Here is a 23,538-nt window from a genome sequence, read left to right as displayed (position 1 = left end):
CGCTGAAACGATTCATCCCCTCGCTCACCGTACCGTGACCTCCCGTCGCAGCCGCAGGTCCCGCGACGACGAGCCGACCTGCACGGCCCGCCTCCCGGCGGCGAGCACCCACCCCTGGCCGCCCCAGTGCCGCAACGCCCGGCCGGGCACCGTCACCGTGACCCGCCGACGCTCGCCGGGGGCGAGCCGGACCCGGGCGAAGGCCGCGAGCACGCGCGGCGGCATCGGCACGGGCGGGTCGGCGGGCGGCGTCACGTACACCTGCGCCACCTCCACGCCCTCCCGCCGCCCCACGTTCGCCAGCGTGAACGTCACGCGCAGCCCGTCCCCGGACGGCCGCACCGACAGCCCCGCGTACGCGAACCGCGTGTACGACAGCCCGTGCCCGAACGGGAACAGCGGCTCGATCCCGTACGCGTCGTAGTGCCGGTACCCGACGAAGACGCCCTCGTCGTAGACCGCCGTGCCGGCCACGCCGGGGTAACGCTCGGGCGCGGCGGCCGGCGCGTCCGCGGCCCGCGCAGGGAACGTCACCGGCAGCTTCCCGCCGGGGCAGGCCGCGCCGAGCAGCAGCGCGGCGGTCGCGTCCGCGCCCTCCTGCCCCGGGTACCACATCTGCAGCACCGCCGGCACGTCCGCCAGCCACGGCATGAGCACCGGGTGCCCGGTGTTCAGCACGACGGCGGTCCGCGGGTTGGCCGCCGCCACCGCCGCGATCAGCGCGTCCTGCTCCTTCGGCAGCGCCAGGCTCGTCCGGTCGGCCCCCTCCGTGCCCTCGTCGAAGGCGAACACCACCGCCGCCCGCGCGCCGCGTGCCAGGGCCGCCGCGGCCTCCCGCGCCTCCTGCCGCCGGGCCGGCGTGACCCAGGCCAGCCGGACCTCCAGCGGCTTCCCCGCGACCCCGGTGGCGGAGATCCGCAGCGGCGTGGGCCGCCCGCCCTCCAGCCGGACGACCGCCCCGGCGTTGGTGAGGCCGTCCGCGGTCGCGATCAGGCTGCTGTTGCCGCCGAGCAGCGCCTCGACCGCGCCGATCCTGGTCCCGTCCACGGTGAGCGTGATCGAGCCGCCGGACGACGGCGGGGCGCCGGCGCCCTGGACGCGCAGGTCGTAGTCGCCGGTCGCGGGGGCGGTGATCGTGCCCTTCCAGGTCCAGGACGATCCCGCGGGCAGGGCCGCGGCGCCGGTGTGGTCCACCCGCGTCACGGTCTCCGGGTCGCCGCCCCGGCGGGTGCGGGTCAGCGACAGGGCGCTCGCGGGGACCGGGACGCCGTCCAGGTCCACGCCGGTGGCGAACCGCACCCGCGCGGCCCCGCCCGCCCGGCGGTGCAGGGCGGCGAACGGGCTCTCCGTCCCCGAGCGCAGCACCCGGGCGCTGCCGCCCCCGCCGGCCAGCGGGACGGCGGCGGTGGGGCCGATGACGGCCAGGTCCGCCAGGTCGGCGCGGCGGAGCGGCAGGAGGCCGCGCTCGTTGCGCAACAGCACCGCCCCCGCCAACGCGACCTCCCGCGCCACCACCGCCCCGGCCGCGGCGTCGAACACCGGCCGCGCGGAGTCCCCAGCCGACGGCGCGCCCGTCAGTCCGTCTGGCAGTCCGCCCGTCAGCGCACCCGTCCCCCCGCCCGTCAGCGCGTCCACCCGGCCGCTCGTCAGCCCGCCCAGCACCCCGCCCGTCACCTCGTTCCGTGGCTCGGTCAGCAGGTCGAAGCGGTCGAGTTGGAGCAGGATCCTGCGCACCGACCGGTCCACGACGGAGCCGGCGAGCCGCCCCGAGGCCACCGCCGAGGCCAGGCCGGAGAAGTGGGCCCCCGAGGGCATCTCCATGTCCAGCCCGGCCTCGACCGAGGGGACGCCGCTGCGCGTGCCGCCCCAGTCGGACATCACCCAGCCCGCGAAGCGCCACTCGTCCCGCAGGATCTCGGTGAGCAGGTGCCGGTTCTCGGCGCAGTACCGGCCGTTCACGCGCGGGTACGCGGCCATGACCGCCCCCGCTCCGGCCGCCACCGCGGCCTCGAACGCCGGCAGGTAGACCTCGCGCAGCGTCCGCTCGTCCACGCGCACGTCGACGTTCTGGCGTTCGTTCTCGAAGTTGTTGGCCGCGTAGTGCTTGACCGTGGCGATCGCGCCCTCGCCCTGGATGCCGCGCACCTCGGCGGCGGCCAGCGCGGCGGCGAGCACCGGGTCCTCGCCCAGGGTCTCGAAGTTCCGGCCCGCCTGCGGGACGCGGACGATGTTCACCATCGGCGCCAGGATCACGTCCATGCCGAAGGCCCGGCACTCGCGGCCGAGGACCGCGCCGTACCGGCGGGCCAGGCCAGGGTCGAACGTGGCGGCGAGCGCGACCGGCGCGGGCAGCGCCGTGGCCCGCCCGCCGGCCTGGACAGCGCCGCGCACGCCCGCCGGGCCGTCGGCCAGGCGCAGCTCGGGGATGCCGAGCCGGGGAACGCCGGGCACGTACCCGGCCGCCCCCTTGGCCGCGGGGTCGGCGGCTCCGTGCAGCAGCGCGATCTTCTCCCGGAGCGTCAGGCCACGCAGGAGAGCGTCCACCCGGGATGGCCGGACGTCCGCGCGTACGGGCCCGGCCCGGAGGGCCCCGGCGCACGCGGCGGCGGCCCCCACCCCGGCGAGCAGGCGGGCCACCTCCCGGCGCGTCACGAACAGGGACGGACCGGATGCGGGGGCTTCGGGCATGGGGCAGCTCCTTCGCGGGTGGGCTGAACCCCGAAACCTAGAGCCGCGACGGGGGCCGGGGCCCCGCGTTCGCCGTTGAACGGAGGATCTCCCGGCCCGACTTTTACCTTCCGCGCCCGCCGCTACGCCGCGACCCCGGCCTCCTTGGCGGCCCGGTCGATGGCGGCCAGCTCGTCGTCGGTGAAGTCGAGGTTGTCCACGGCCGCCACGTTGGCCTCCAGCTGCTCGGGGCTCGACGCCCCCACCAGGACCGAGGTGACGCGCGGGTCGCGCAGCGCCCACGCCAGCGCGAGCTGCGCGACCGTCTGCCCCCGCCCGGCGGCGATCCCGGCCAGGGCCCGTACGAACGCCAGGACCTCGGGCGTCACCCGGTCGGCCGTGAGGAAGCGGCCCTCGGCCGCCCGCGAGTCGGCCGGGATGCCGTCGAGGTAGCGGTCGGTGAGCAGCCCCTGCGCCAGCGGCGAGTACACCACGCAGCCCGCGCCCTCGGCCTCCAGCACCCCGAGCAGCCGGTCCTCGATGCCCCGGTTGAGCAGCGAGTACGGCGGCTGGTGCACCAGCAGCGGGGTGCCGAGCCCGCGCAGCAGCCGGGCGATCTGGGCGGTGCGCTCGGGCGAGAAGTTGGACACCCCGGCGTAGAGCACGCGGCCGGTGCGCACCATGTGGTCGAGCGTGGCGGCCTGCTCCTCCAGCGGCGTGTCCTCGTCGTCGCGGTGCAGGTAGAAGATGTCGACGTGATCGAGGCCGAGCCGGGCGAGCGAGCGGTCCAGGGTGGCGAGCAGGTGCTTGCGGGAGTTGCCCTTGCCGTACGGGCCGTCCCACATGGGGTTGCTGCCCTTGGTGGTGACGACCACCTCGTCCCGCAGGGACGCGGGGAAGATGCGGCCGAACGCGGCCTCGGCGGCGCCGATCGGCGGCCCGTAGCGGTCGGCGATGTCGAAGTGGGTGATGCCGAGGTCGAGGGCCTTGTGCAGGATCGCTCGCTGGCTCTCGACGGGCTTGCCCTCGCCGAAGTTGTGCCACAGGCCCAGCGAGACGGCGGGGAGCAGGAGTCCGCTGCGGCCGCACCTGCGGTACGGCTGGCGTTCGTAGTCCAAGGTGACCTTCCGCGTGATCGCTATGAATCGTTTCACGGCCACGTTATCGTGCCGCCCCGCGAAGGACTGAGCGCCGGGTCAGGCCCGCAGGTGCAGGGTCGCCGGGTCCACCGCGTGCCGCAGCGGCCGGCCCGCCGCCACGGCGGCCACCTCCGCGACCGCGCCGGCCGCCAGCCGGTGCAGCTCGGTGCCCACCGACCCGGCCACGTGCGGCGTGAGCAGCACCCCCGGCAGGTCGAACAGCGCGTCGTCCGGCTCGATCACGTCGAGCACCGCGTGGATCCGGCCCCGGGCCACCGCCCTCACCAGCGCGTCCTGGTCCACCAGCGACGGCCGGGCGGTGTTGATCAGCGTCGCCCCCGGCCGCATCAGGGCCAGCTCGGCGGCCCCCACGAAGTGCCGGGTCTCGGGAAGCGCGGGCGCGTGGATGGTCACGACGTCGCTGCGCGCCATGAGCTCGGGCAGCCCGACCAGCTCGGCGTCCAGCCCCTCGGCATCGGCGAGGGTCGGGTCGTACAGCAGGGCGCGCAGGTCGAAGGGGCGCAGCAGCTCCAGCACGCGCCGCCCGACCGCCGAGGCGCCGATCACGCCCACCGTACGGCCCGCGTTGCCGCCCGCCGACCAGATCGCCTCCAGCCCGGGCGGGCGGCGGCTCTCGGTGTAGGCGCGGGAGAGCTGCCAGACCTGCTTGTTCGCCAGCAGGATCATCGCCAGGGTGTACTCCGCGACCGGCACGGCGTTGGCCGCCACCTGCGAGCTGACCTGGATCCCGCGGGCGAACACCGCCGGCCCGGCCAGCCCCTTCACCGTCCCCGCGGTGTGCACCACGTACCGCAGGCGCGGCGCGTTCTCCAGGGCGCGGGCGTCCAGCGGGGGAGCGCCCCAGCCGGTGATCAGCATCTCGGCCCGCGCCAGCGCCGGCCCCTCGTACCGGGTGAGGACGAGCGTGGGATCGAGCTCGACGTGCCGCCGCAGCTCGGCCAGCAGCTCGGGGGTGAAGAAACGGCCGACCTGCGAGGGCGGGTCGAAGACGAGGATCGCGCGCATGGGGGTCACGCTCTTGATCGTCTCAGGTGAGCTGGACGCCGATGAGGCAGGTGTCGTCGTCGGTGTCGGAGCCGCAGTGGATGAGCAGGTCGTCCAGGCGGTCGTCCAGGGAGGCGGCGCCACGGGTGGCGATGGCGAGCAGGCGGTCCTGCGCGTGGCGCAGGTTGCGGTCGCGCCGCTCGATGAGGCCGTCGGTGTAGAGCAGCAGCGTGTCGTCCGCGCGCAGCTGCACCTGCCCCTCCTCGTACGCGGCGTCGGGGAACGCCCCCAGCAGCGGCCCCTTGATCATCGGCAGCTCGCGGCCGTCCGGCTCCCGCAGCAGGATCGGCGGCAGGTGACCGGCCCTGGCCCAGGTCAGGACCCGGGTGGCCGGGTCGTACAGGCCGCACACCGCCGTCGCGGTCATGGGGTCGGCGAGGTGGCAGGCGACCAGATTGAGCCACGACATGAGCCGGGCGGGCCCGGCGCCCGTGGCGGCCAGGCCGCGCAGCGCGTTGCGCAGCACCACCATGCCGGTGGCCGCCTCCATCCCGTGCCCGGCCACGTCACCGACCGACAGCAGGATCTGCCGGGACGGCAGCGTGGCCACGTCGTACCAGTCGCCCCCGACCAGGTGGTCCTTCTGCGCGGGCCGGTAGCGCACGGCGATGCGCAGCCCGTCGGAGCGCGTCGTGCCGTGCGACGGCGGCATGATCGCGTGCTGGAGCCGCAGCGCCAGCAGGTTGCGCTCGGCGGACTCCTGCTCGCTGTGGGCGAGCTGGTCCCGGGTGACGGCCAGCGCCACCTCCGTCCAGTGCTGCGAGGAGATGTCCTGGTACGCCCCCCGCACCGCCATGAGCCGCCCGCCCGGACCGAAGACCGGCTCGGCGACCACCCGCAGGTGCCTGGCCATGCCGTCCGCGCGCCGCAGCCGGAACGCGGCGGCGGCGAAGCGCCGATGGTGCAGCACGGTGCGCAGGAAACGGCCGACGGCGACCCCGTCGTCGGGGTGGGCGTGCTCGCGCAGCCGCTCCAGCGGCACCGGCGGCTCGCCCGGCGACAGGCCGTACAGCGCGTAGAGCTGGGAGGTCCAGGTGATCTCGCCGGTGGCGGCGTTCTCCTCGAACCCGGCGATGCGGCCGAGCCGCTGGGCGTGCTCCAGCAGCCCGGCCAGACGGGCGTCCTCGTCATGGTCGCGCCACACCAGCAGCACGTTCTCGCCGTGCCGGGTGAGGCTCACGTCGGCCACGCCCGTCATGCTCAGCGCCAGCGGCATGCGCTCGGACCGGAACGGCTCGCCGGTCGCGTGCACCCGCTCGACGTGCCCGAACAGCCCGCCCGCCGCCGCCTGCGGGAACGCCTCGAGCAGCAGCCCGCCGGCCTTGAACGGGTACGCCTCCAGCGCCGGCGCCCCGCGCAGCCGCCGGCTGACGTGCCGTACCTCGAAGTCGGCCAGGCCGCCGCGCGGGTCCATGCTCGCCCGCAGCACCAGCGCGGGATCGGGCAGCGCGTCGGCCAGACCGGCCAGCTCCGGCAGGTCGGAGGCCGGCCCTCCGGGCGGCGCGGTCAGCGTGTGGGCGCACAGCTCGGCCAGCGCCTCGATCTGCCGCTCGGCCCGGGACGCGTCCGCCGCCGCCGGCGCGTACGGCCAGCAGACCTCCAGCACGCCGACGACCCGCCCGCCCCTGGTCATCGGCATGGTCACCCGGCCCCCGGGGTCGGCCCGGCGGCGGCCGATCGACGGCAGGTCGCCGGAGTGCCAGATCGTCCGCCGCCCGGCCAGCGACCGCCCGGCCATGGTGTCGACGCCGGGCGGCACGTGCCGCCAGCTCCCGGCCTCCTCCGGGCCGAAACCCGCGTGCCCTGCCAGCGACAGCGACCCGTCAGGCCCGGCCGCCCACACGGCCACGGCCGTCGCGCCGAGCGGCGGCAGCGCGTGCTCCAGCAGGGAGCGGGCCACGGCCTGGGTGTCGCCGGCGTCGAGGACGGCGCTCTCGGCGGCGCGCAGCGGCACCGCGGCCTCAGGCTGGGCCTGCGCGGTCACGCTGACGCGGTCGTACGCGGCCGCGTTGACCACGTCGGCGGCCACCTCGACCGGCGACAGGCCGCTCCGGCCCGCCAGCGTGGTGAGCTGCTCGGCCGCCTGCGCGGGGCCGCAGCGCAGCCGCCCGACCAGCACGCCTTTGGCCAGCTCGACCAGGGCGCGGTCGTCGGCGGCGCGGCGCGCGCCGGCCAGCTCGCGCCGCAGCCGTTCGACGGTCGCGGCGAGCCTGCCGAGGTCGGCGGCGGCCTCGCCCGCTGGGGCTGCCGGGTCGTCCACGCGTTCCGCCCTCCTCACGAGTCCGCCGACGACCGGCCGACGCCGGACGCGCGCGTCGAGGTGACGCGGCAGCCGCCCGGGGCCGGTGGTTCCGGTGACGCAGAGACTAACCCGCCGCGGACGCCCCGTCCGCCGGTCGCGCGTCGCGATCCGCGTGGCACCGGCGCCCTACGGGGTCAGACGGAGCGTTCGGCCCGGCCGAGCGCCGCCGTCACGGCCTCCTCGACCGTGGCGTGCATCGGCACGTGGGACAGCACGCCCGTGATCTCGAACAGGCGGGCCGGCAGCGACTGCACGGCGGCCAGGTGCACGGCCCCGCCCTCGCGACGGCAGCGGACATCGCACATCAGCAGGACGTGCAGGCCGGAGCTGTCCATGAACGGCACCCGGGACAGGTCGAACACGAGCGGGGCGTCCGTCAGGTCCTTGACGTAGTCGTCGAGCTGCGCGCGGTTGGTGGCGTCCAGCTCGCCGCACACCGTGATCACGGTGACCCCCGGCCGGCGTTCGTGGGCCAGCGTCAACATGGGCATTCAGCTTGTCACCGGTCTCGCCGGCGGTTCGGGACCATCAATGAAGGATAGTGGGCGGGAGGCGTCCGCGACATCCTCATCGGAGGAGCCGTCGTCAGTGGCCGTGCCCGTGACCGACGAACGCCCCCGAGGGCCGGCCGGGCGGCACCAGCCGGAGCGAGACGAGCGCCGCCGCCCCGGCCGTCACGGCGCACACGGTCAACCCCGAGACGAAGCCGCCGATCCCCGCCGCACCCGGCGCGAGGCTCGGCGCGACGACGGCCGAGGCCACCGCCACGCCGATCGAGCCGCCCAGCTCGTGGAAGGTGTTGATGACGCCGGAGGCCACGCCGTTCTCGCCGGGCGGCACGTTGGCCATGGTGGTCGTGGTGGCGGTCACGAACAGGGGGCCGATCCCGAGCGCGGCCAGCGTGAACCCGGGCAGCAGCGTGGCGTACGGGCTGGTCTCCGGCGAGATCATGGTCATCCACGCCGCCCCGGCCGCCGTCAGCGCGAACGCCGCCACCGCCACCGGCCGCCCGCCGAGCCGGGGGACGAGATGCCCGCCGGCCTGCGCGCCGATCGTGATCGCCAGCGCCACGGGCAGGAAGAGCAGGCCGGTCTCCAGGGCGCCGAAGCCCCGCGCGTGCTGGAGGTACAGCGAGCCGATGAAGAACAGGCCGAGCATGAGGCCGGTGGCCGTCAGCATGAGGAACATCCCGGAGATCACCGGCCGCCTGGCCAGGGTCGCGGCCCTCATGAGCGGGGCCCGCGCGGTCCGCTGGACCGCCGCGAACAGCGCGTAGAGCAGCACGGCCGCGGCCAGCGGCAGCAGCGTGGCGGCCGCGCCCCAGCCGGTCTCGCCCGCGGTGACCACCCCGTAGACGAGCAGGCCGGTCGCCGCCGTGACGAGCAGCGCGCCCGGCACGTCCACCCGCCCCGCCCGCCCTGGCACGGCGGGCGTCACGGCGGGCAGGGCGGCCAGCACCAGCAGGCCGGCCGGCACGTTCACGACGAACACCCAGGCCCAGCCGGGACCGGCGGTGAGCAGCCCGCCGAGGAGCACGCCGAGGGCGGCGCCGCTGCCGCCGACGGCCGCCCAGACGCCGAGCGCCCGCCCGCGTCGCTCGCCGTGGAAGACGGTGGTGATGACGGCCAGCGCGGCGGGGGAGAGCAGCGCCGCGCCGACGCCCTGCAGCGCCCGGCCCGCGATCAGTGTCGCGCCGCTCCCGGACAGCCCGCACAGCAGCGAGGCGACGGTGAACAGGGCGAGCCCGGCCAGCAGCGTCCGGCGGGCGCCGAGCACGTCGGCGAGCCGCCCGCCGAGGACCATGAGCCCGCCGAAGCACAGCGTGTACGCGGTCACCACCCACGTCAGGGCCTCGCGGCCGAGCGCCAGGTCCGCGCCGATGGACGGCAGCGCGACCTGTACGACCGTGATGTCCACGATGAGCATGAACTGGGCCAGGCAGAGCAGCACCAGCACACCCCACCCGCCCGGCGCGCGGACTCCGCCGCGCGAAACGTCGATCTCCATACGTTCCAACCCCTAAACTCGAACAGTGGTGTTCAAGTTAGCACGCACAACCGTACCCGGGTACGGTTCCCTGGAGATCGCCCCCGAGGGCGCGCGGGCGTCAGGCGGGGGAGGCCAGGAGGGACAGCATCGTGGTGACCAGCACCCGCTCGACGTCCTCCGCCGGCAGCCGTCCCGACTCCCGCTCCTGCGCGGCGCTGTGAATGATCGAGAAGAACGTCGTCACCAGCCATGCCAGCGGCAGGTCCGTACGGAAGTCGCCCTCCCGGCGGCCTCGCTCGATCAGCCGCTCCACCCGCCGCAGCGGACGCTCGTGGTGCTCACGGATGCGTTCGGTGGCCATGATCCGGTCGGCGGCCACGAACAGGCGGCGGTGCCGGTCGAGGACCTCCCACGACGAGCGCAGCAGCGCAGCCATCGCCTCCGGCGCCGGGCGCTCGTCGAGCGTGGGGTCGTCCAGCACCGCGTCGGCCAGGCCGACCGCGTGCTCCAGCACCGCGTCCACCAGCGCCTCGCGGGACGGGAAGTGCCCGTAGAGCGTGACCCGGCCCACCCCGGCCGCCTTGGCGATGTCGGCGACGCTCGCCGCCGGGTCGGCGCTGAGCAGGCGGGTGGCGGCCTCCAGGATGGCGGCGATGTTGCGCTCGGCGTCGGCCCGCCGAGCGGGTACGGGCTGTCGGGGCGCGGTCCTCACCATGCGCACCACCCTACGACGCCGGCCGCGGCCGGCCGGGCGACACGCTCGCCGGGGTCAGCGCCGGAGGGCGTGGTCGAGCAGGTCCCGCAGGGTGACCGCGCCCACCAGCCGCCCATCGGCGTCCACGACCGCCACGAGCGGGCTGTGCGTACGGGCCATCAGCGCGGCCAGCTCGAGCACCGTCGCCTTCCGGTCGGCGACCGGCAGCTCGCGGGGCTGCTCGGGCAGGCACTCGCGGACCGTACGCTCGCCCAGCCGGCGCAGGAACAGGTCGGCGTGGGCCTCGTCCACCACCCGCGCCAGCGCCGGGTCGTCCCGGCAGTAGGGCGGCACCGCCAGGCGCAGCACCTCGGTGCCGGGCAGGATGCTGATCGGCCGGCCGTCGGCGTCGGCGAGGATGAGGCCCGGCAGGTCGCCGTCGGCCAGCAGCCTGGCCGCCTCCAGCGCCGGGGTGTCCGGGGTGACCGTCGGAAAGTCGACGGCGAGCTCGTGTGCGCGCATCGGTGTCCTCCCCCCAAAGCCTAGCGGGCGCGCCCGTCAGGGCAGCTCGGCGAAGCGCTCGACCTCCTCCGTACGCCCCGACACGAGGATGACGTCGCCGTAGGACAGCTCGGTCTCGGCGGTCGCGTACGTGAACGCCTCGCCCGGCGGCTTGACCGCGACGATCGTGACGCCGCGCTTGCGCCGCAGGTTGGACTCGCCGAGCGGCACGCCCACGTACTCCTTCGGCGGTTTGATCTTGGCGAGCGCGAAGTCACCGTCGACCTGCATGAAGTCCAGCATCCGGCCGCTGACCAGGTGAGCGACCCGCTCGCCCATGTCGTGCTCGGGGAAGACGACATGGTGGGCGCCGATCCGGTCGAGGATGCGGCCGTGCTGGGAGCTGACGGCCTTGGCCCAGATGTCGTTGATCTCCAGCTCGACCAGCAGCGACGTGGTGAGGATGCTGGCCTCTATGTCGCTGCCGACCGCCACCACCGCCCGGTAGAAGTCGGGGACGCCGAGCTGGCGCAGCGCCTCCATGTCGGTGGCGTCGGCGGTGGCGATCTGGGTGAGCTGCCCGGCCAGCGCCTGGGTGATCTTGGGCCGGTGGTCGATGGCCAGGACCTCGGTGCCGCGCCGGGTCAGCCCCAGCGCCAGCGCGGTGCCGAACCGGCCCAGCCCGATGACCACGACGGGGTTGCTCTTGTAGTCAGCCAACGATGACTCGCTCCTCCGGTAGCTCGTAACGGCGGGTGCGCCGGTTGAGTGCCAGCGCGGACCCCAGGGTGAGCGGCCCGATCCGGCCGATGAACATCAGCACGGCGAGCAGCACGTGGCCGGGGGTGCCGAGGCTCGCGGTGATGCCGGTGGACAGCCCGGTCGTGCCGAAGGCCGAGATGACCTCGAACAGTACCTGGTCGAGCTTGTAGGGGGTGAGCGCGAGCAGCACGTACGTCGAGACCGCCACCAGCGCCACCCCCAGCACCGTGATCGTGACGACCTGGCGCTGCGTGGTCTCCGGCAGCCGCCGCCGGCCGATGTTGACCCGGCTCTCGCCCCGCATCTCGGTCCAGACGATGAAGGCCAGCATGCCGAACGTGGTGACCTTGATGCCGCCCGCGGTGCCGGCGCTGCCGCCGCCGATGAACATCAGCAGGTCGGTCGCCAGCCAGCTCGACGGGTACATCTGCCCGATGTCCAGCACGTTGAACCCGGCCGAACGCGGCATGACGGCGGTGAAGAAGGCGGCCATCAGCTTGTGCCCGTCGTCGAGCCCGCCGAGCGTGGCCGGGTTGCGCCACTCGGTGGCCAGGAAGACGAGGGTGCCGGACACCAGCAGGATCACGCTGGTGCCGACGGTGATCCTGGTCAGCACCGTCCACTTGCTCGGCTGCCGCCAGAGGCGGGCCAGCTCGAACACCACCGGGAACCCCAGCCCGCCGACGATGGCCGCGATCGCGATCGTCAGGCAGATCCACGGGTCGGTGACGAAGCGCATGAGGCTGTCCGGCCACAGCGCGAACCCGGCGCTGTTGAACGCCGTGACCGCGTGGAAGACGCCCAGGTAGAGCGCGCGGCCGAACGACTCGCCGTAGCCGAGCACGAACCGGCCGGTGAGCACGGCGGCGGCCACCGCCTCGCAGACGAGGCTGAAGGCCACCACCTTCAGCACGAGCCGGCGCACGTCGCTCATGCTGAGCGTCTTGGTCTCCGTCTGGGCGGCGATCCGGGCGCGCAGCCCCAGGCGGCCCGACACGAGCAGGGTGAAGACCGTGGCCATCGTCATGATGCCGAGGCCGCCCACCTGGGCCAGCCCGGCGATGACCACCTCGCCGAAGACCGACCAGTGCGCCTCGGTGTCGACCAGCACCAGCCCGGTCACACAGACCGCGGAGGCGGCCGTGAACAGCGCGTTCAACCATCCCGCCGACACGTCCCCGGCGGTGGCGGCGGGCAGCGACAGCAGCAGCGCCCCCAGCCCGATCGCCACGGCGAACCCCGCGGCCACGACCTGGGCCGGATGCTGGAATCTCGCTAAGAGCGTCGAGGTCGCGCGCATCATCGATCGCCGCCATCACTCCAGCGCATCGCGCAACACCCTCCGGGACACTTCGGTCGCCGATCCAAAGCCGACCAGACTTCCCGGCTCACCGCGCCCCACCATACCCCCCGCGTGCGCGGCAGCGGTCCCGGACGGGCGCGAACGCCCGGGAGACCCCGATCACTTGAGCGGGTCGTGCCCCCAGTTCATCAGCGAGTACCGCCACCGCGTCTCCCTGACGTCGCCGGAAGGGCGCTGGGCGAGGTGCCGGTGCACGTACCCGATGACCTTCCTCATGTGGGCGTAGTCGTCGTCGCCCCACTCCGACCTGCGGCGGCGCAGCAGCGCGACGATGCGGCGCCCGGACTCGTGGCCGGTCGACTCGCCCGCGCCGTCCTCCTTCTGCCCGACCGACCTCGACTCCTCGGTGGTCAGCCAGTGCTCCAGCTCCTTGACCGTCATGTTCACGGCCCGGTCGAACTCGGCGGCGATCTCGCGGCGGTCGTCGCTCACTTCCTCTTCCGCTTCTTGAGCGCCGACGCCTTGTGCACGGCCTCGCCGCCGCTCTTGTCGCTGCGCACCACGTACTGGGGCTCCTCGGGAGAGGCGGCGACGGTGCGGCCGGCGGCCTTCGTCCGCTTGGTGATCTTCTTCTCCACCTCGCCCTCGGCGGTGCCGCCGTGGCTGCGCCAGCTCACCTGGTCGCCCTTGGCGAGCGCGTCCTTCTTCGGCTGGTCCTTCTTCTTCGGCATGCACCTGCGGCTACCCGCACCCCGGGGGGATAACCGCAGGTCAGGGCCGCCTCGCTAGCGCAGCCCGGCGAAGAGGGCGCGCAGCTCGGCCACGAGCAGGTCCGGCGCCTCCAGCGCGGCGAAGTGGCCGCCGCGGTCGAACTCCGACCAGCGCACGACGTTGTGCACCGGCTCGGCCAGCGGCCGGACCGAGAAGTCGGTCGGGAAGACGGCCACGCCCGTCGGCACCGTCCCGCGCGGCTTCGGCGCCCACGCGGCCGCGTCGTTGAAGCGCTCGTAGTAGGTGTGGGCGGCCGGGCCCGCCGTCTCGGTGAACCAGTAGATGCTCACGTCGGTGAGGATGCGGTCGCGGTCCACGGCGTCCTCGGGCAGCTTCGCCGCCGGGTCCGTCCAGTCCTTGAACTTCTCCGCGATCCAGGCGAGCTGACCGGCGGGGGAGTCGTGCAGCGCGGCCGCGATCGTCTGCGGGCGGGTGCCCTGAAGGTTCATGTACGCGCCCAGCTTCTGCTGCCACTCCTCCATCCCGGCCAGCCGGGCCCGCTCGGCGCCGGTGAGCGCGCCCATGATCGCCGGGTCGCCGTTCGGGAACGTGAGCAGCGCGTTGACGTGCACGCCGATGACGTGCTCCGGCGCGGCCCGGCCGATGAGCGGCGCGATGAAGGCGCTGACGTCGCCGCCCTGCACGCCGTAGCGGTCGTAGCCGAGCCGGTCCATGAGCGTGGCCAGCGCGGCGGCGGTGCGGCCGTCGGTCCAGCCGGTGTCCGGCAGCGGGCCGGAGAAGCCGTAGCCGGGCAGCGACGGGATCACCAGGTGGAAGGCGTCGGACGCGGCGCCGCCGTACGCGGCCGGATCGGTGAGCGGCCCGATGACGTCGAGGAACTCCACCACCGATCCCGGCCAGCCGTGCAGGAGCAGCAGCGGCGTCGCCTCGGGCACGGCCGAGCGTACGTGCAGGAAGTGCACGTTCGCGCCGTCGATCGTGGTGGTGAACTGCGGGAAGGCGTTGAGCGCCGCCTCCTGGGCGCGCCAGTCGAAGTCGCCGGCCCAGTACGCGGCCAGCTCCCGCAGGTAGCCGGTCGGCACGCCGCGCTCCCATCCGGTGCCGGGCAGCTCCGGGGCCCAGCGGGTGCGGCGCAGGCGGTCGCGCAGGTCGTCGAGGGCGGTCTGGGGGATGTCGATGCGGTACGGCGCGATGCGCGAGGTCTCCATGCGCAGCACGCTAGAAGGAATCGGTGACAGGTTCGGGCACCGATGCGCGGCAGAATGTCGGCCATGCTGGAAACCTCGGCGCGGCTGCTCCGCCTGCTGTCCCTCCTCCAGTCCCGGGCCGACTGGACCGGCAGCGAGCTGGCCGACCGGCTCGGCGTGGGCCTGCGCACGGTGCGGCGCGACGTCGGGCGGCTGCGCGAGCTCGGCTACCCGGTGGACGCCGCTCCCGGCGTGGCCGGCGGCTACCGGCTGGGCGTGGGCGCGGCGCTGCCGCCGCTGCTGCTCGACGACGAGGAGGCGGTGGCCGTCGCGCTCAGCCTGCGCACCGCCGCCACCGGCAGCGTCGCCGGGCTGGAGGAGGCCGCGCTGCGCGCGCTGGCCAAGCTGCGGCAGGTGCTGCCGTCGCGGCTGCGGCACCGGGTGTCGGCGTTCGAGGCCGCGACCGTCCCGCTGGCCGGGGCCGCCGTCCCCGGCGCCGGCGTCGGCGCCGACCTGCTCACCGCCGTCGCCGCCGCCTGCCGCGACCACCGGCGGCTGCGGCTGCGCTACCGGGGCCGCGACGGGGCGAGCGAGCGGGAGGTGGAGCCGCACCGGCTGGTCCACACGCCGCGCCGCTGGTACCTGCTGGCGTGGGACGTCGGGCGGCGCGACTGGCGGACGTTCAGGATGGACCGCGTCGAGGAGCTGCTGGGCCTGCCCGGCGCCCGGTTCACGCCGCGCACGCCGCCGGGGGACGACGCGGCGGCGTACGTCTCGCGCGGCATCACCACCGCCCCCTACCGGCACCAGGCCCGGATCCTCTTCCACGCCCCGCTCGCCGCCGTCGCCCCGCGCACCTCGCCGGGCGCGGGCCGGCTGGAGCCGGTGGACGGCGAGCGCTGCCTGTTCACGGCGGGCGCCGACTCCCTCGACGAGCTGGCCGCGTACGTCGCCGCCAAGGGCTTCGACTTCGAGGTGCTCGGCCCGCCCGAACTGGCGGCCACCCTGCGCACCCTCGCCGCCCGGCTGCACCGTGCCGCCGATCACTCGGCTGAACAACCGTGATCTGTGGGACAGTCACTCTCATGTCCGACGAACCCGCCCTGCCCATGACCGTCGAGGAGGCCGTCGCCGCCGAACGCGCCGGTCTCCGGCTGAAGTACCTCTACTTCTGGGGCCACCGGCCGCCGCGCGGCGGCGGCGTCGGGCCGGGCTGCCTCAGCCAGTGGTGGCCGGTCACGTTCACCGAGGACGGCCACGTCTACGCCTCGGCCGAGCACTACATGATGGCCCACAAGGCGTGGCTGTTCGGCGACGGCGAGACCGCCGAGCGGATCCTCGCGGCCGGGCACCCGGCCGAGGCCAAGGACCTCGGCCGAGGTGTGCGCGGCTTCGACGAGGCCACCTGGGCCGGGGAGCGTTTCGCCATCGTGGCGCGGGGCAACGCCGCCAAGTTCGGCCAGCACGCCGACCTGGCCGCCTATCTGCTCGGCACCTCCGGGCGGGTGCTGGTCGAGGCCAGCCCCCGCGACCGCGTGTGGGGCATCGGCCTGGCCGCCGCCGACGAACGCGCCGCCTCCCCGGCCACCTGGCAGGGACTCAACCTGCTCGGCTTCGCCCTCATGGCCGCCCGCGCCACGCTTCAGAAGGCGAGGTAGGCCGGGGGGACGTGGCCGGTCAGCCAGACGCCGTTGGCGCTGAGGTGGAAGACGTGGCCGTCGGCGTGCATCGCGCCCGCTCGCACGACCAGCACGACGGGCGCGCCCCGGCGGGCGCCGACGCGGACGGCGGTGTCGCGGTCGGGCGACAGGTGCACATGGTGGCGGCCCATCGGGCGCAGCCCCTCGCGCCGGATCGCGGACAGGAAGCGGCCCACCGTGCCGTGGTAGAGCACCTCGGGTGGCTCGGCGGGCGGCAGGCCCAGGTCGACCGGCACCGAGTGCCCCTGGCTGGCGCGGATGCGGCCGTCCTCGATGACGTAGCGGCGCTTGTCATTAGTCTCCACCACCCGCGCCAGCTCGGCGGGCGTGATCGGGAAGCCGTGCGCGGCGGCGGCCGACAGCAGCTCCTCGACCGGCACCCAGCCGGCCGGGTCGAGGGTGAGGCCGATGCGCCCGGGGTCGTGGCGCAGGTGGCGGGCCAGGAATTTCGATACGCGGACCAGGCGGCGCCGCATCACGTCTTCGTCCACTCTCAGGTCTCCGCTGTCTCCGTCGGCGGGGTCTCCAGGGTCAGGGCCAGGCGGCGGGCCAGGCCGGTGTTGCGGCGGGCGCCGATCCGGTGGACGGCCAGCTCCAGCGCCTCGCGCTGCCCCACCAGCACCACCCACGCCCTGGCCCTGGTGACCAGGGTGTAGAGGAGCTTGCGGCGCAGCATGATGCCGCCGGACTCGGCGACGATCGGCGCCACCACGAACGGGTATTCGCTGCCCTGGGAGCGGTGCACGCTGATCGCGTAGGCGTGGGTGAGGTCGTCGAGCTCGTCGAAGCCGTAGGCGACGCTCTCGCCGTCGTCGGTGCGGATGGTGATCGTGCGCTCGGCCGGGGTCACGGCCGTCACCGTGCCCGTCTCGCCGTTGAAGACGCCCTTGTCGTAGTTGTTGCGGATCGGCATGACGCGGTCGCCGACCCGGAACACCGTGGCCCCCGACCAGTGCTCGGGCTTGTCGTCGGCGGCCGGGTTGAGCCGGTCCTGGATGAGCCGCCCGAGCGCGGTGGCGCCGGTCTCGCCCTTGCGCATCGGGCACAGCACCTGGACCTGGCTGGGCTCGACGCCCTGCTTGCGCGGGATCGCGACCATGGCGAGATGGGCGACCCGCTGGGCCACCTGCGCGGGGTCGTCGAGCTCCTCGAACCAGAAGCCGCCCCGGCCCGGCGTGACCGGCATGCGCCCGGCGCGGATGCGGTGGGCCGCCTCGACGATGCCGCTGCCGCCCGCCTGCCGGAAGACGTGGGTGAGCTGGATGCGCGGGACGCCGGGCACCCGCAGCAGGTCGGCCAGGACGTCGCCGGGCCCGATGCTCGGGAGCTGGTCGCTGTCGCCGATGAGCAGCAGGTGGCTGCCGGACGGGACGGCCGCCACCAGCCGGGTGGCCAGGTGCAGGTCGAGCATGGACGCCTCGTCCACCACGATGAGGTCGGCCCGCGAGGGCCGCTCGTCGAACAGCGTGCCGGGCTCGGGGTCGGGCTGCTGGGCCAGCATGCGGTGGACGGTCATCGCCGGCAGCCCGGTCAGCTCCGACAGCCGCTTGGCGGCCTTGCCGGTCGGCGCGGCCAGCGTGACCGTGCCGCCCGCCTGCCGCACCGCGGTCGCGATGGCCCGGACCGTGTGGCTCTTGCCCACCCCCGGCCCGCCGGTGATCACCGCGACCGTGCTGGTCAGCGCCATGGTGACGGCCGCCCGCTGGTCGTCGTGGAGCGAGTCGTCCTCGCGGAAGGCGCGCAGCGGCAGCGTCGAACGGGCCCTGAGCAGCCGGGCGAGGTGCGTGGCCAGCGCCTGCTCGCGGGCGTGCACGTGCTTGGCGTAGGCCACGAGCTGACCCGGCTGCGCGGGCGAGGTCTCCACCGCCAGGCGGCGCTCGGCGACCAGCGCGTCGAGCTGCGGATGCACCAGGTCCTGGTCCTGCTCGATCAGCTCGGCCGTCTCGCGGACGAGGGCGGCGACCGGGAGGTAGCAGTGGCCGTCGCGGCTCCCCGCCGCCTCCAGCCGGTCGAGCAGCGCCGCCCTGACCCGCTGCGGGCTGCGCTCGGGCACCCCCGACTGCAGCGCGATGCGGTCGGCCACCCGGAACGCGATGCCCCGCACCCGCCCGATCAGCCGGTAGGGGTCGGTCGCCAGCACCTCGTCGGCGTCCTGCCCGAACGCCTGGTAGATCTTGGCCGCGAGCAGCGGGCTCACCCCGAGCCCCTGCAACGTCACCATCAGCGCGGCGATGGCCTTCTGCTCCCGCCAGGCCTCCACGATCTGCGCCTGCCGCAGCGGGCCGATGTTGACCACCTCGGTCAGCCGATCGGGCTCGGCGTCGATGACCTTGAGCGTGGCCTCGCCGAAGTGCTCGACGATGGCGTGCGCGAGGCGCGGCCCGATGCCCCTGACCAGGCCGGAGCCGAGATAGATGCGGATGGCCCGGACCGACGACGGGGTGACGCGCTCGCACCCGGACACCGCGAAGCGCCGCCCGTGGCGGGCGTGCCGGCCCCACTCGCCGTGCAGGCGCAGCGTCTCGCCCGGCTGCACCCCGGCCAGCGCCCGGCCGGTCGCCACGAAGCCGGGCTCGCCGTCGGCGCTCATGCGCGCGACGGTGTAAGAGTCCTCGCGGACGTAGACGAGCTGCTCGACCGACGCCTCCACACGGACGATCCAACCATCCCGCACCGACAAACCACCGGGAGAGGGGGCGGGGCAGGTCATGCGGTGCCGGGGCAGGTCACCGGGTCACAGGTCGTCCTCGCCGAGGACGCGCAGGCATTCGCGGGCGAGCTGCAGCTCCTCGCGCACCTGCACCACCAGGACCGGTACGGCGGCCCCGTCCGCGCTGACCGGCCCGTCGTCGCGGCGATTGCCGAGCGCGGGCGGCTCGATCCCGAGCGGCCCGAGCCGCCGGCAGACCGCCTCGCGCACCTCGGGCTGGTCCCAGCCGATCTCGCCGGTGAACACCAGCGCGTCCACGCGCGGCAGCGACGTGGCCGCGGCGGCGATCTCCCGCGCCACCCGGTGGGCGAACACGCGCAGCGCGAGCCCGGCGTCCTTGTCGCCGTCGCGCTCGGCGGCGACCAGCTCGCGGGTGTCGCCGGAGCGTCCGGACAGGCCGAGCAGCCCGGAACGCCGTTCCAGCCCCTCGCTCAGCTCGTCCAGGCTCAGGCGGCCCTCGGCCAGCAGCCAGGTCAGCATCCCGGGATCGACGCTGCCCGAGCGCTTGCTCATGGGCATGCCCTCCAGCGGCGTGAACCCCATCGAGGTGTCCACGCTGCGCCCGCCCGACAGCGCGCACGCCGAGCATCCGCCGCCCAGGTGCGTCATCAGCAGCTCCAGCTCGGCGAGCGGCCGGCCGAGGAGCTCCGCCGTACGGTCGGCGGCCCAGGCGTAGGACAGGCCGTGGAAGCCGTAGCGGCGCAGGCCGTGCTTCTCGCGCCACTCGCGCGGCAGCGCGTACGTCGCCGCCTCCTCCGGCAGCTCCGCGTGGAAGGCGGTGTCCGGGCAGAGCACGTGCGGCACCGCGGGAAGCTGCTCGCGGGCGGCCTCCAGCAGCGCCAGCGCGGGCGGCAGGTGCAGCGGCGCGAGACTCGTCACGCCGCGCAGCGCCGCCACCGTCTCGTCGTCGGCGACCGCCGGGGCGCGCACCGCCTCGCCGCCGTGCACCAGGCGGTGCGCCACCGCCCGGATGTCCCGGTCGAAGTGCCCGCCGAGGAAACGCGCCAGCTCCTCCCGCGCCGCGGCCGGGTCGGCGGCCCGCTCGGCGTGCGCGCTGTCCAGCACGCAGCCGCCCTGCACCAGGTCGAGACGCAGGCTGGAGGAGCCCGCGTTGACGGTCAGCACCGCCGCCGATTCGCTCATCCGCTCGTCGAACGCCAGGCCCATGCGCCCCCGGCTACCCGCCACCGCCCGCGCAAAACGGACGGCTGCGGACGAAGGCGCTTTACCGCCCCCGGAGGTTGCCCGGCGATCAGGTCGGGTAGCGAGCGCTCATGGACATCCGCCTTACGGTGAACGGCAGGCCGCACCCGCTCGACGTCGACCCCCGAATGTCGCTGCTCGACCTGCTGCGCGAGCGGCTGGGGCTGATCGGCTCGAAGAAGGGGTGCGACCACGGGCAGTGCGGCGCCTGCACCGTCCTCGTCGAGGGGCGGCGGGCCAACTCCTGCCTGGCGCTGGCGGTCGCCATGGACGGCCTCTCCATCACCACCGTCGAGGGCCTCGCCGACGGCGAGCAGCTGCACCCGCTGCAGGCCGCCTTCATCGAGCACGACGCCTTCCAGTGCGGCTACTGCACCCCCGGCCAGCTCTGCTCGGCGGCCGGCATGCTCGGCGAGCCGGGCCCGAGCGCCGTCACCGAGAACCTCCTGGACGACCCCGAGCTCACCCCGCACGAGATCAGGGAGCGCATGAGCGGCAACCTGTGCCGCTGCGGCGCGTACGTCAACATCGTCAGCGCCATCTCCGAGGTCGCCCGATGAGGCCGTTCGACTACGCCCGCGCCACCAGCGCCGCCGACGCCGTGCGCCGCTACCGCCCCGGCACCATGTACCTGGGCGGCGGCACCAACCTCGTCGACCTCATGCGCCTCGGCGTGGCCCGCCCCGAGCACCTGCTGGACGTCAGCCGGCTGCCGCTCGACGCGGTCGAGGAGGTCCGCGGCCGGCTGCGCGTCGGCGCGGCGGTCCGCAACACTGACCTCGCCGCCCATCCGCTGGTGCGCGCCCGCTACCCGATGCTCGCCCGCGCGGTGCTCACCGGCGCCTCCGGCCAGATCCGCAACATGGCGACCGTGGCCGGGAACCTGCTGCAGCGCACCCGCTGCGCTTACTTCCAGGACGTGAGCAGGCCGTGCAACAAACGCCGGCCCGGCTCCGGCTGCCCCGCCATCGAGGGCGACCACTCCAACCTGGCCGTGCTCGGCCACTCCGGCGCGTGCGTGGCCACCCACCCGTCCGACATGGCGGTGGCGCTGGCCGCGCTGGAGGCGGAGGTGCACGTCACCGGCCCTGGAGGTGACCGCATCGTCCCCATGCCCGGCCTGCACCGCCTGCCAGGCGAGGCCCCGGAACGCGACACCGTGCTGGAGCCCGGCGACCTCATCACCGCCGTCGAGCTGCCCGCGCCGCCGCCCGGCGCGTCCCTCTACCGCAAGGTGCGCGAGCGGGCCTCGTTCGCCTTCGCGCTGGTGTCCATCGCGGCCGTGCTCGACGTCGCCGCCGACGGGACCGTGGCCGGGTGCCGGATCGCGCTCGGCGGCCTCGCGCACGTGCCCTGGCGGGCCGAGCGCGCCGAGCGGGAGCTGATCGGCCGCCCGGCGACCGGCGGGGCCTTCCTGGCCGCCGCCGAGGCCGAGCTGGAGCAGGCCAGGCCGCTGCCGCGCAACGCCTACAAGGTCCCGATGGCCCGCGACCTGATCGTCAACACGCTGGAGGAGCTGGCACCGTGAATCGCGTCGAGGGCCGCGTCAAGGTCACCGGGCTGGCCACGTACGCGGCCGAATACCCGGTCGAGGGCGTCGCGTACGCCTATCCCGTCCAGTCGCTCATCGCCAAGGGCCGGGTCGCCCGGGTGGACGCCGCCGCCGCGCTCGACATGCCCGGCGTGCTCGCCGTGCTGTCCGTGGCCCACCCGCCCGAGCTGGCCGAGGACGCCGACGCCGAGCTGGCGCTGTTCCAGCGGCGCGAGGTCGCCTACCGCGGCCAGATCATCGCCGCCGTCGTGGCCGGCACCTACGACGAGGCGCGCGCCGCCGCCGACGCCGTCCGGGTCGAGTACGAGCCCGCCGACCACGACGTCAGCCTGCGCGCCGACCACCCGGGCCTCTACCGACCGGAGGTCGTCAACCCGAACTTCCCCTCCGACACCGAGCAGGGCGACGTCGAGGCCGGGCTGGCGGAGGCGGCGACCGTCGTGGACGTGACGTACACGACGCCCGTCCTGCACAACAACGCGATGGAGCCGCACGCCGCGCTCGCCGTCTGGGACGCCGAGGGCACCCTGCTGGTCTACGACTCCACGCAGGGCGCCACCACGGACCGCGACATGATCGCGAAGACGCTGGGCCTGCCGTCCGGCCGGGTCCGCGTGGTGGCCAGGCACGTCGGCGGCGGCTTCGGCTCCAAGGGCACCACCCGGCCGCACGCCGTGCTGGCCGCCCTCGCCGCGCGCGTCACGGACCGGCCGGTCAAGGTGGCGCTGACCCGGCAGCAGATGTTCGACGTGACCGGCTACCGTACGCCCACCATCCAGCGGCTGCGCCTCGGCGCGGACGGCGAGGGCCGGCTGACCGCGCTGGAGCACGTCGCCTACGAGCAGAGCTCGACGCTGAAGGAGTTCGCCGAGCAGACCGCCGTCCCGGCCCGCGTCATGTACGCCACCCCGGCCCTGCGCACCGCGCACCGCCTGGTCCGGCTGGACGTCGCCACGCCGTCGTGGATGCGCGCCCCGGGGGAGTGCCCCGGCATGTACGCCCTGGAGTCGGCCATGGACGAGCTGGCCTACGCGGCCGGCGTCGACCCGGTCGAGCTGCGGCTGCGCAACGAGCCCGAGACCGAGCCGGAGAGCGGCCTGCCGTTCAGCTCCCGTAACCTGGCCGGCTGCCTGCGCGAGGGTGCCCGCCGCTTCGGCTGGGAGCGGCGCGACCCGGAGCCGGGCGTCCGGCGCGACGGGGAGTGGCTGATCGGCACCGGCGTGGCCGCCTCCACCTACCCGGCGAAGCGGAGCCCGTGCCAGGCCGTGGCGTGCGTCCGAGACGGCGGCTTCCTCGTCCAGGTGGCCGCGGCCGACATCGGCACCGGGGCGCGCACCGCGCTCACCAGGATCGCCGCCGAGACGCTGGGCGTCGCCCCCGACCGGGTGCACGTCGAGCTCGGCGACAGCGACCTGCCGGCCGCGCCGGTCGCCGGCGGCTCGATGGGCACCGCCTCCTGGGGGTCGGCCGTCGTACGCGCCTGCGAGGAGCTGAAGAAGGACGGCAGGGAGGGCCGCGCGGACACCACCGAGGAGGTGGGGCAGGACTCCGAGCTGGCCAGGCACGCCTTCGGCGCGCAGTTCGCCGAGGTACGGGTCAGCGCCGTCACCGGCGAGATCCGCGTGTCGCGGCTGCTCGGCGTGTTCGCCGCGGGCCGCATCGTGGACGCCAGGCTGGCCCGTTCGCAGTTCATCGGCGGCATGACCATGGGCCTCGGCATGGCGCTCATGGAGGAGACGCTGACCGACGAGGAGTTCGGCGGCTTCCTGCGCCGCGACCTCGCCCAGTACCACATCCCGGCCTGCGCCGACGTCCCGGACGTCGAGGCGGTCTGGCTGGAGGAGGAGGACGAGCGGCTCAACCCGATGGGCAGCAAGGGCATCGGCGAGATCGGCATCGTCGGCACCGCGGCCGCCATCGGCAACGCCGTCCACCACGCCACCGGCCACCGCGTCAGGGAGTTGCCGATCACCCCGGCCAAGATCGTCATGACCAGGTTTTGACGCTTCTTCACGTGGAAGTAGATCGCTCT

21 protein-coding genes are annotated in these 23,538 nt (G+C 74.8%); 5 read left to right on the top strand and 16 right to left on the bottom strand.

The window, feature by feature from the left end; translation table 11 throughout:
* Positions 1–24 precede the first annotated feature (24 nt).
* The 13 genes from AC27IY_RS45235 to AC27IY_RS45175 form a co-directional block, all read right to left on the bottom strand.
* Positions 25–2,688 (bottom strand): glycoside hydrolase family 3 C-terminal domain-containing protein, encoded by a 2,664-nt coding sequence (locus tag AC27IY_RS45235; RefSeq protein WP_487181755.1) that lies wholly within the window; start codon positions 2,686–2,688, stop codon positions 25–27.
* Positions 2,689–2,810: 122 nt separating this feature from the next.
* Positions 2,811–3,821: an aldo/keto reductase gene (locus AC27IY_RS45230; RefSeq protein ID WP_423447623.1), complete on the bottom strand. Its 1,011-nt coding sequence runs from the start codon at positions 3,819–3,821 to the stop codon at positions 2,811–2,813.
* A 42-nt stretch (positions 3,822–3,863) separates the two neighbouring features.
* Entirely contained in the window at positions 3,864–4,832 is a 969-nt protein-coding gene (locus tag AC27IY_RS45225; RefSeq protein WP_487181766.1) for a hydroxyacid dehydrogenase, read from the bottom strand.
* Between the two features lie 22 nt (positions 4,833–4,854).
* A complete protein-coding gene (locus AC27IY_RS45220; RefSeq protein ID WP_487181754.1) occupies positions 4,855–7,131 on the bottom strand; it encodes a SpoIIE family protein phosphatase in 2,277 nt (758 codons plus the stop codon).
* Between the two features lie 176 nt (positions 7,132–7,307).
* Positions 7,308–7,658: an STAS domain-containing protein gene (locus tag AC27IY_RS45215; RefSeq protein ID WP_423447619.1), complete on the bottom strand. Its 351-nt coding sequence runs from the start codon at positions 7,656–7,658 to the stop codon at positions 7,308–7,310.
* A gap of 100 nt (positions 7,659–7,758) precedes the next feature.
* Positions 7,759–9,180, bottom strand: coding sequence for an MFS transporter (locus tag AC27IY_RS45210; protein WP_487181753.1), 1,422 nt, complete (start codon positions 9,178–9,180; stop codon positions 7,759–7,761).
* A gap of 100 nt (positions 9,181–9,280) precedes the next feature.
* A complete protein-coding gene (locus tag AC27IY_RS45205) occupies positions 9,281–9,877 on the bottom strand; it encodes a TetR/AcrR family transcriptional regulator (RefSeq protein ID WP_487181752.1) in 597 nt (198 codons plus the stop codon).
* A 54-nt stretch (positions 9,878–9,931) separates the two neighbouring features.
* A complete protein-coding gene (locus AC27IY_RS45200) occupies positions 9,932–10,378 on the bottom strand; it encodes a CBS domain-containing protein (protein WP_423447614.1) in 447 nt (148 codons plus the stop codon).
* Between the two features lie 36 nt (positions 10,379–10,414).
* A complete protein-coding gene (locus tag AC27IY_RS45195) occupies positions 10,415–11,077 on the bottom strand; it encodes a potassium channel family protein (RefSeq protein WP_177240819.1) in 663 nt (220 codons plus the stop codon).
* The gene (locus tag AC27IY_RS45190) at positions 11,070–12,422 is read right to left on the bottom strand and encodes a TrkH family potassium uptake protein (protein WP_487181751.1); all 1,353 of its coding nucleotides are present in this window, start codon (positions 12,420–12,422) and stop codon (positions 11,070–11,072) included. The genes AC27IY_RS45195 and AC27IY_RS45190 overlap by 8 nt, the downstream gene beginning before the upstream one ends.
* Positions 12,423–12,581: 159 nt before the next feature.
* Positions 12,582–12,914, bottom strand: coding sequence for a DUF3140 domain-containing protein (locus AC27IY_RS45185; RefSeq protein WP_364456474.1), 333 nt, complete (start codon positions 12,912–12,914; stop codon positions 12,582–12,584).
* On the bottom strand, positions 12,911–13,153 hold the full coding sequence (locus AC27IY_RS45180) for a hypervirulence associated TUDOR domain-containing protein (protein WP_423447609.1): 243 nt from the start codon (positions 13,151–13,153) through the stop codon (positions 12,911–12,913). The genes AC27IY_RS45185 and AC27IY_RS45180 overlap by 4 nt, the downstream gene beginning before the upstream one ends.
* Before the next feature lie 54 nt (positions 13,154–13,207).
* Entirely contained in the window at positions 13,208–14,362 is a 1,155-nt protein-coding gene (locus tag AC27IY_RS45175; RefSeq protein ID WP_487181750.1) for an epoxide hydrolase family protein, read from the bottom strand.
* 63 nt (positions 14,363–14,425) lie between these two features.
* Between AC27IY_RS45175 and AC27IY_RS45170 the strand changes: the two genes are divergently transcribed.
* Together AC27IY_RS45170 and ybiA are read left to right on the top strand one after the other, a co-directional pair.
* A complete protein-coding gene (locus AC27IY_RS45170; RefSeq protein WP_487181749.1) occupies positions 14,426–15,406 on the top strand; it encodes a helix-turn-helix transcriptional regulator in 981 nt (326 codons plus the stop codon).
* Positions 15,407–15,426: 20 nt separating this feature from the next.
* Positions 15,427–15,999, top strand: coding sequence for a riboflavin biosynthesis intermediates N-glycosidase (gene ybiA / locus AC27IY_RS45165; RefSeq protein WP_344205910.1), 573 nt, complete (start codon positions 15,427–15,429; stop codon positions 15,997–15,999).
* Here the strand turns inward: ybiA and AC27IY_RS45160 are convergent.
* From AC27IY_RS45160 to AC27IY_RS45150, 3 genes are read right to left on the bottom strand one after another with little or no spacing between them, the layout of a single operon-like run.
* Positions 15,984–16,517: an RNA 2'-phosphotransferase gene (locus AC27IY_RS45160; RefSeq protein ID WP_487181765.1), complete on the bottom strand. Its 534-nt coding sequence runs from the start codon at positions 16,515–16,517 to the stop codon at positions 15,984–15,986. The genes ybiA and AC27IY_RS45160 overlap by 16 nt on opposite strands.
* A 17-nt stretch (positions 16,518–16,534) precedes the next feature.
* Complete coding sequence (gene recD2, locus AC27IY_RS45155) at positions 16,535–18,715, bottom strand: SF1B family DNA helicase RecD2 (RefSeq protein ID WP_487181748.1); 2,181 nt, start codon at positions 18,713–18,715, stop codon at positions 16,535–16,537.
* Between the two features lie 60 nt (positions 18,716–18,775).
* A complete protein-coding gene (locus AC27IY_RS45150; protein ID WP_487181747.1) occupies positions 18,776–19,918 on the bottom strand; it encodes an acetate/propionate family kinase in 1,143 nt (380 codons plus the stop codon).
* 107 nt (positions 19,919–20,025) lie between these two features.
* Here AC27IY_RS45150 and AC27IY_RS45145 point away from each other — a divergent pair, with 107 nt between their 5' ends.
* Genes AC27IY_RS45145 through AC27IY_RS45135 form a run of 3 tightly spaced genes read left to right on the top strand, consistent with a single transcriptional unit; the run spans position 20,026 to position 23,509 of the window.
* The gene (locus AC27IY_RS45145) at positions 20,026–20,514 is read left to right on the top strand and encodes a (2Fe-2S)-binding protein (RefSeq protein WP_423447597.1); all 489 of its coding nucleotides are present in this window, start codon (positions 20,026–20,028) and stop codon (positions 20,512–20,514) included.
* On the top strand, positions 20,511–21,482 hold the full coding sequence (locus AC27IY_RS45140; protein ID WP_487181746.1) for an FAD binding domain-containing protein: 972 nt from the start codon (positions 20,511–20,513) through the stop codon (positions 21,480–21,482). Before AC27IY_RS45145 ends, AC27IY_RS45140 begins: the two co-directional genes overlap by 4 nt.
* Positions 21,479–23,509, top strand: a complete 2,031-nt coding sequence (locus AC27IY_RS45135) for a xanthine dehydrogenase family protein molybdopterin-binding subunit (RefSeq protein ID WP_487181745.1) — start codon at positions 21,479–21,481, stop codon at positions 23,507–23,509. The genes AC27IY_RS45140 and AC27IY_RS45135 overlap by 4 nt, the downstream gene beginning before the upstream one ends.
* Positions 23,510–23,538: the final 29 nt, after the last annotated feature.

The organism is Nonomuraea sp. B208 (assembly GCF_057536035.1).
This window is presented reverse-complemented; position numbering and strand designations above follow the sequence as displayed.

Excerpts from the sequence above, each read along its gene's own strand:
- AC27IY_RS45235 (WP_487181755.1), bottom strand. The coding sequence starts at position 2,688 with ATGCCCGAAGCCCCCGCATCCGGTCCGTCCCTGTTCGTGACGCGCCGG.
- AC27IY_RS45225 (WP_487181766.1), bottom strand. The coding sequence starts at position 4,832 with ATGCGCGCGATCCTCGTCTTCGACCCGCCCTCGCAGGTCGGCCGTTTC.
- AC27IY_RS45215 (WP_423447619.1), bottom strand. The coding sequence starts at position 7,658 with ATGTTGACGCTGGCCCACGAACGCCGGCCGGGGGTCACCGTGATCACG.
- AC27IY_RS45210 (WP_487181753.1), bottom strand. The coding sequence starts at position 9,180 with ATGGAGATCGACGTTTCGCGCGGCGGAGTCCGCGCGCCGGGCGGGTGG.
- AC27IY_RS45205 (WP_487181752.1), bottom strand. The coding sequence starts at position 9,877 with ATGGTGAGGACCGCGCCCCGACAGCCCGTACCCGCTCGGCGGGCCGAC.
- AC27IY_RS45200 (WP_423447614.1), bottom strand. The coding sequence starts at position 10,378 with ATGCGCGCACACGAGCTCGCCGTCGACTTTCCGACGGTCACCCCGGAC.
- AC27IY_RS45190 (WP_487181751.1), bottom strand. The coding sequence starts at position 12,422 with ATGATGCGCGCGACCTCGACGCTCTTAGCGAGATTCCAGCATCCGGCC.
- AC27IY_RS45180 (WP_423447609.1), bottom strand. The coding sequence starts at position 13,153 with ATGCCGAAGAAGAAGGACCAGCCGAAGAAGGACGCGCTCGCCAAGGGC.
- AC27IY_RS45175 (WP_487181750.1), bottom strand. The coding sequence starts at position 14,362 with ATGGAGACCTCGCGCATCGCGCCGTACCGCATCGACATCCCCCAGACC.
- AC27IY_RS45170 (WP_487181749.1), top strand. The coding sequence starts at position 14,426 with ATGCTGGAAACCTCGGCGCGGCTGCTCCGCCTGCTGTCCCTCCTCCAG.
- ybiA (WP_344205910.1), top strand. The coding sequence starts at position 15,427 with ATGTCCGACGAACCCGCCCTGCCCATGACCGTCGAGGAGGCCGTCGCC.
- AC27IY_RS45160 (WP_487181765.1), bottom strand. The coding sequence starts at position 16,517 with ATGCGGCGCCGCCTGGTCCGCGTATCGAAATTCCTGGCCCGCCACCTG.
- AC27IY_RS45150 (WP_487181747.1), bottom strand. The coding sequence starts at position 19,918 with ATGGGCCTGGCGTTCGACGAGCGGATGAGCGAATCGGCGGCGGTGCTG.
- AC27IY_RS45145 (WP_423447597.1), top strand. The coding sequence starts at position 20,026 with ATGGACATCCGCCTTACGGTGAACGGCAGGCCGCACCCGCTCGACGTC.
- AC27IY_RS45140 (WP_487181746.1), top strand. The coding sequence starts at position 20,511 with ATGAGGCCGTTCGACTACGCCCGCGCCACCAGCGCCGCCGACGCCGTG.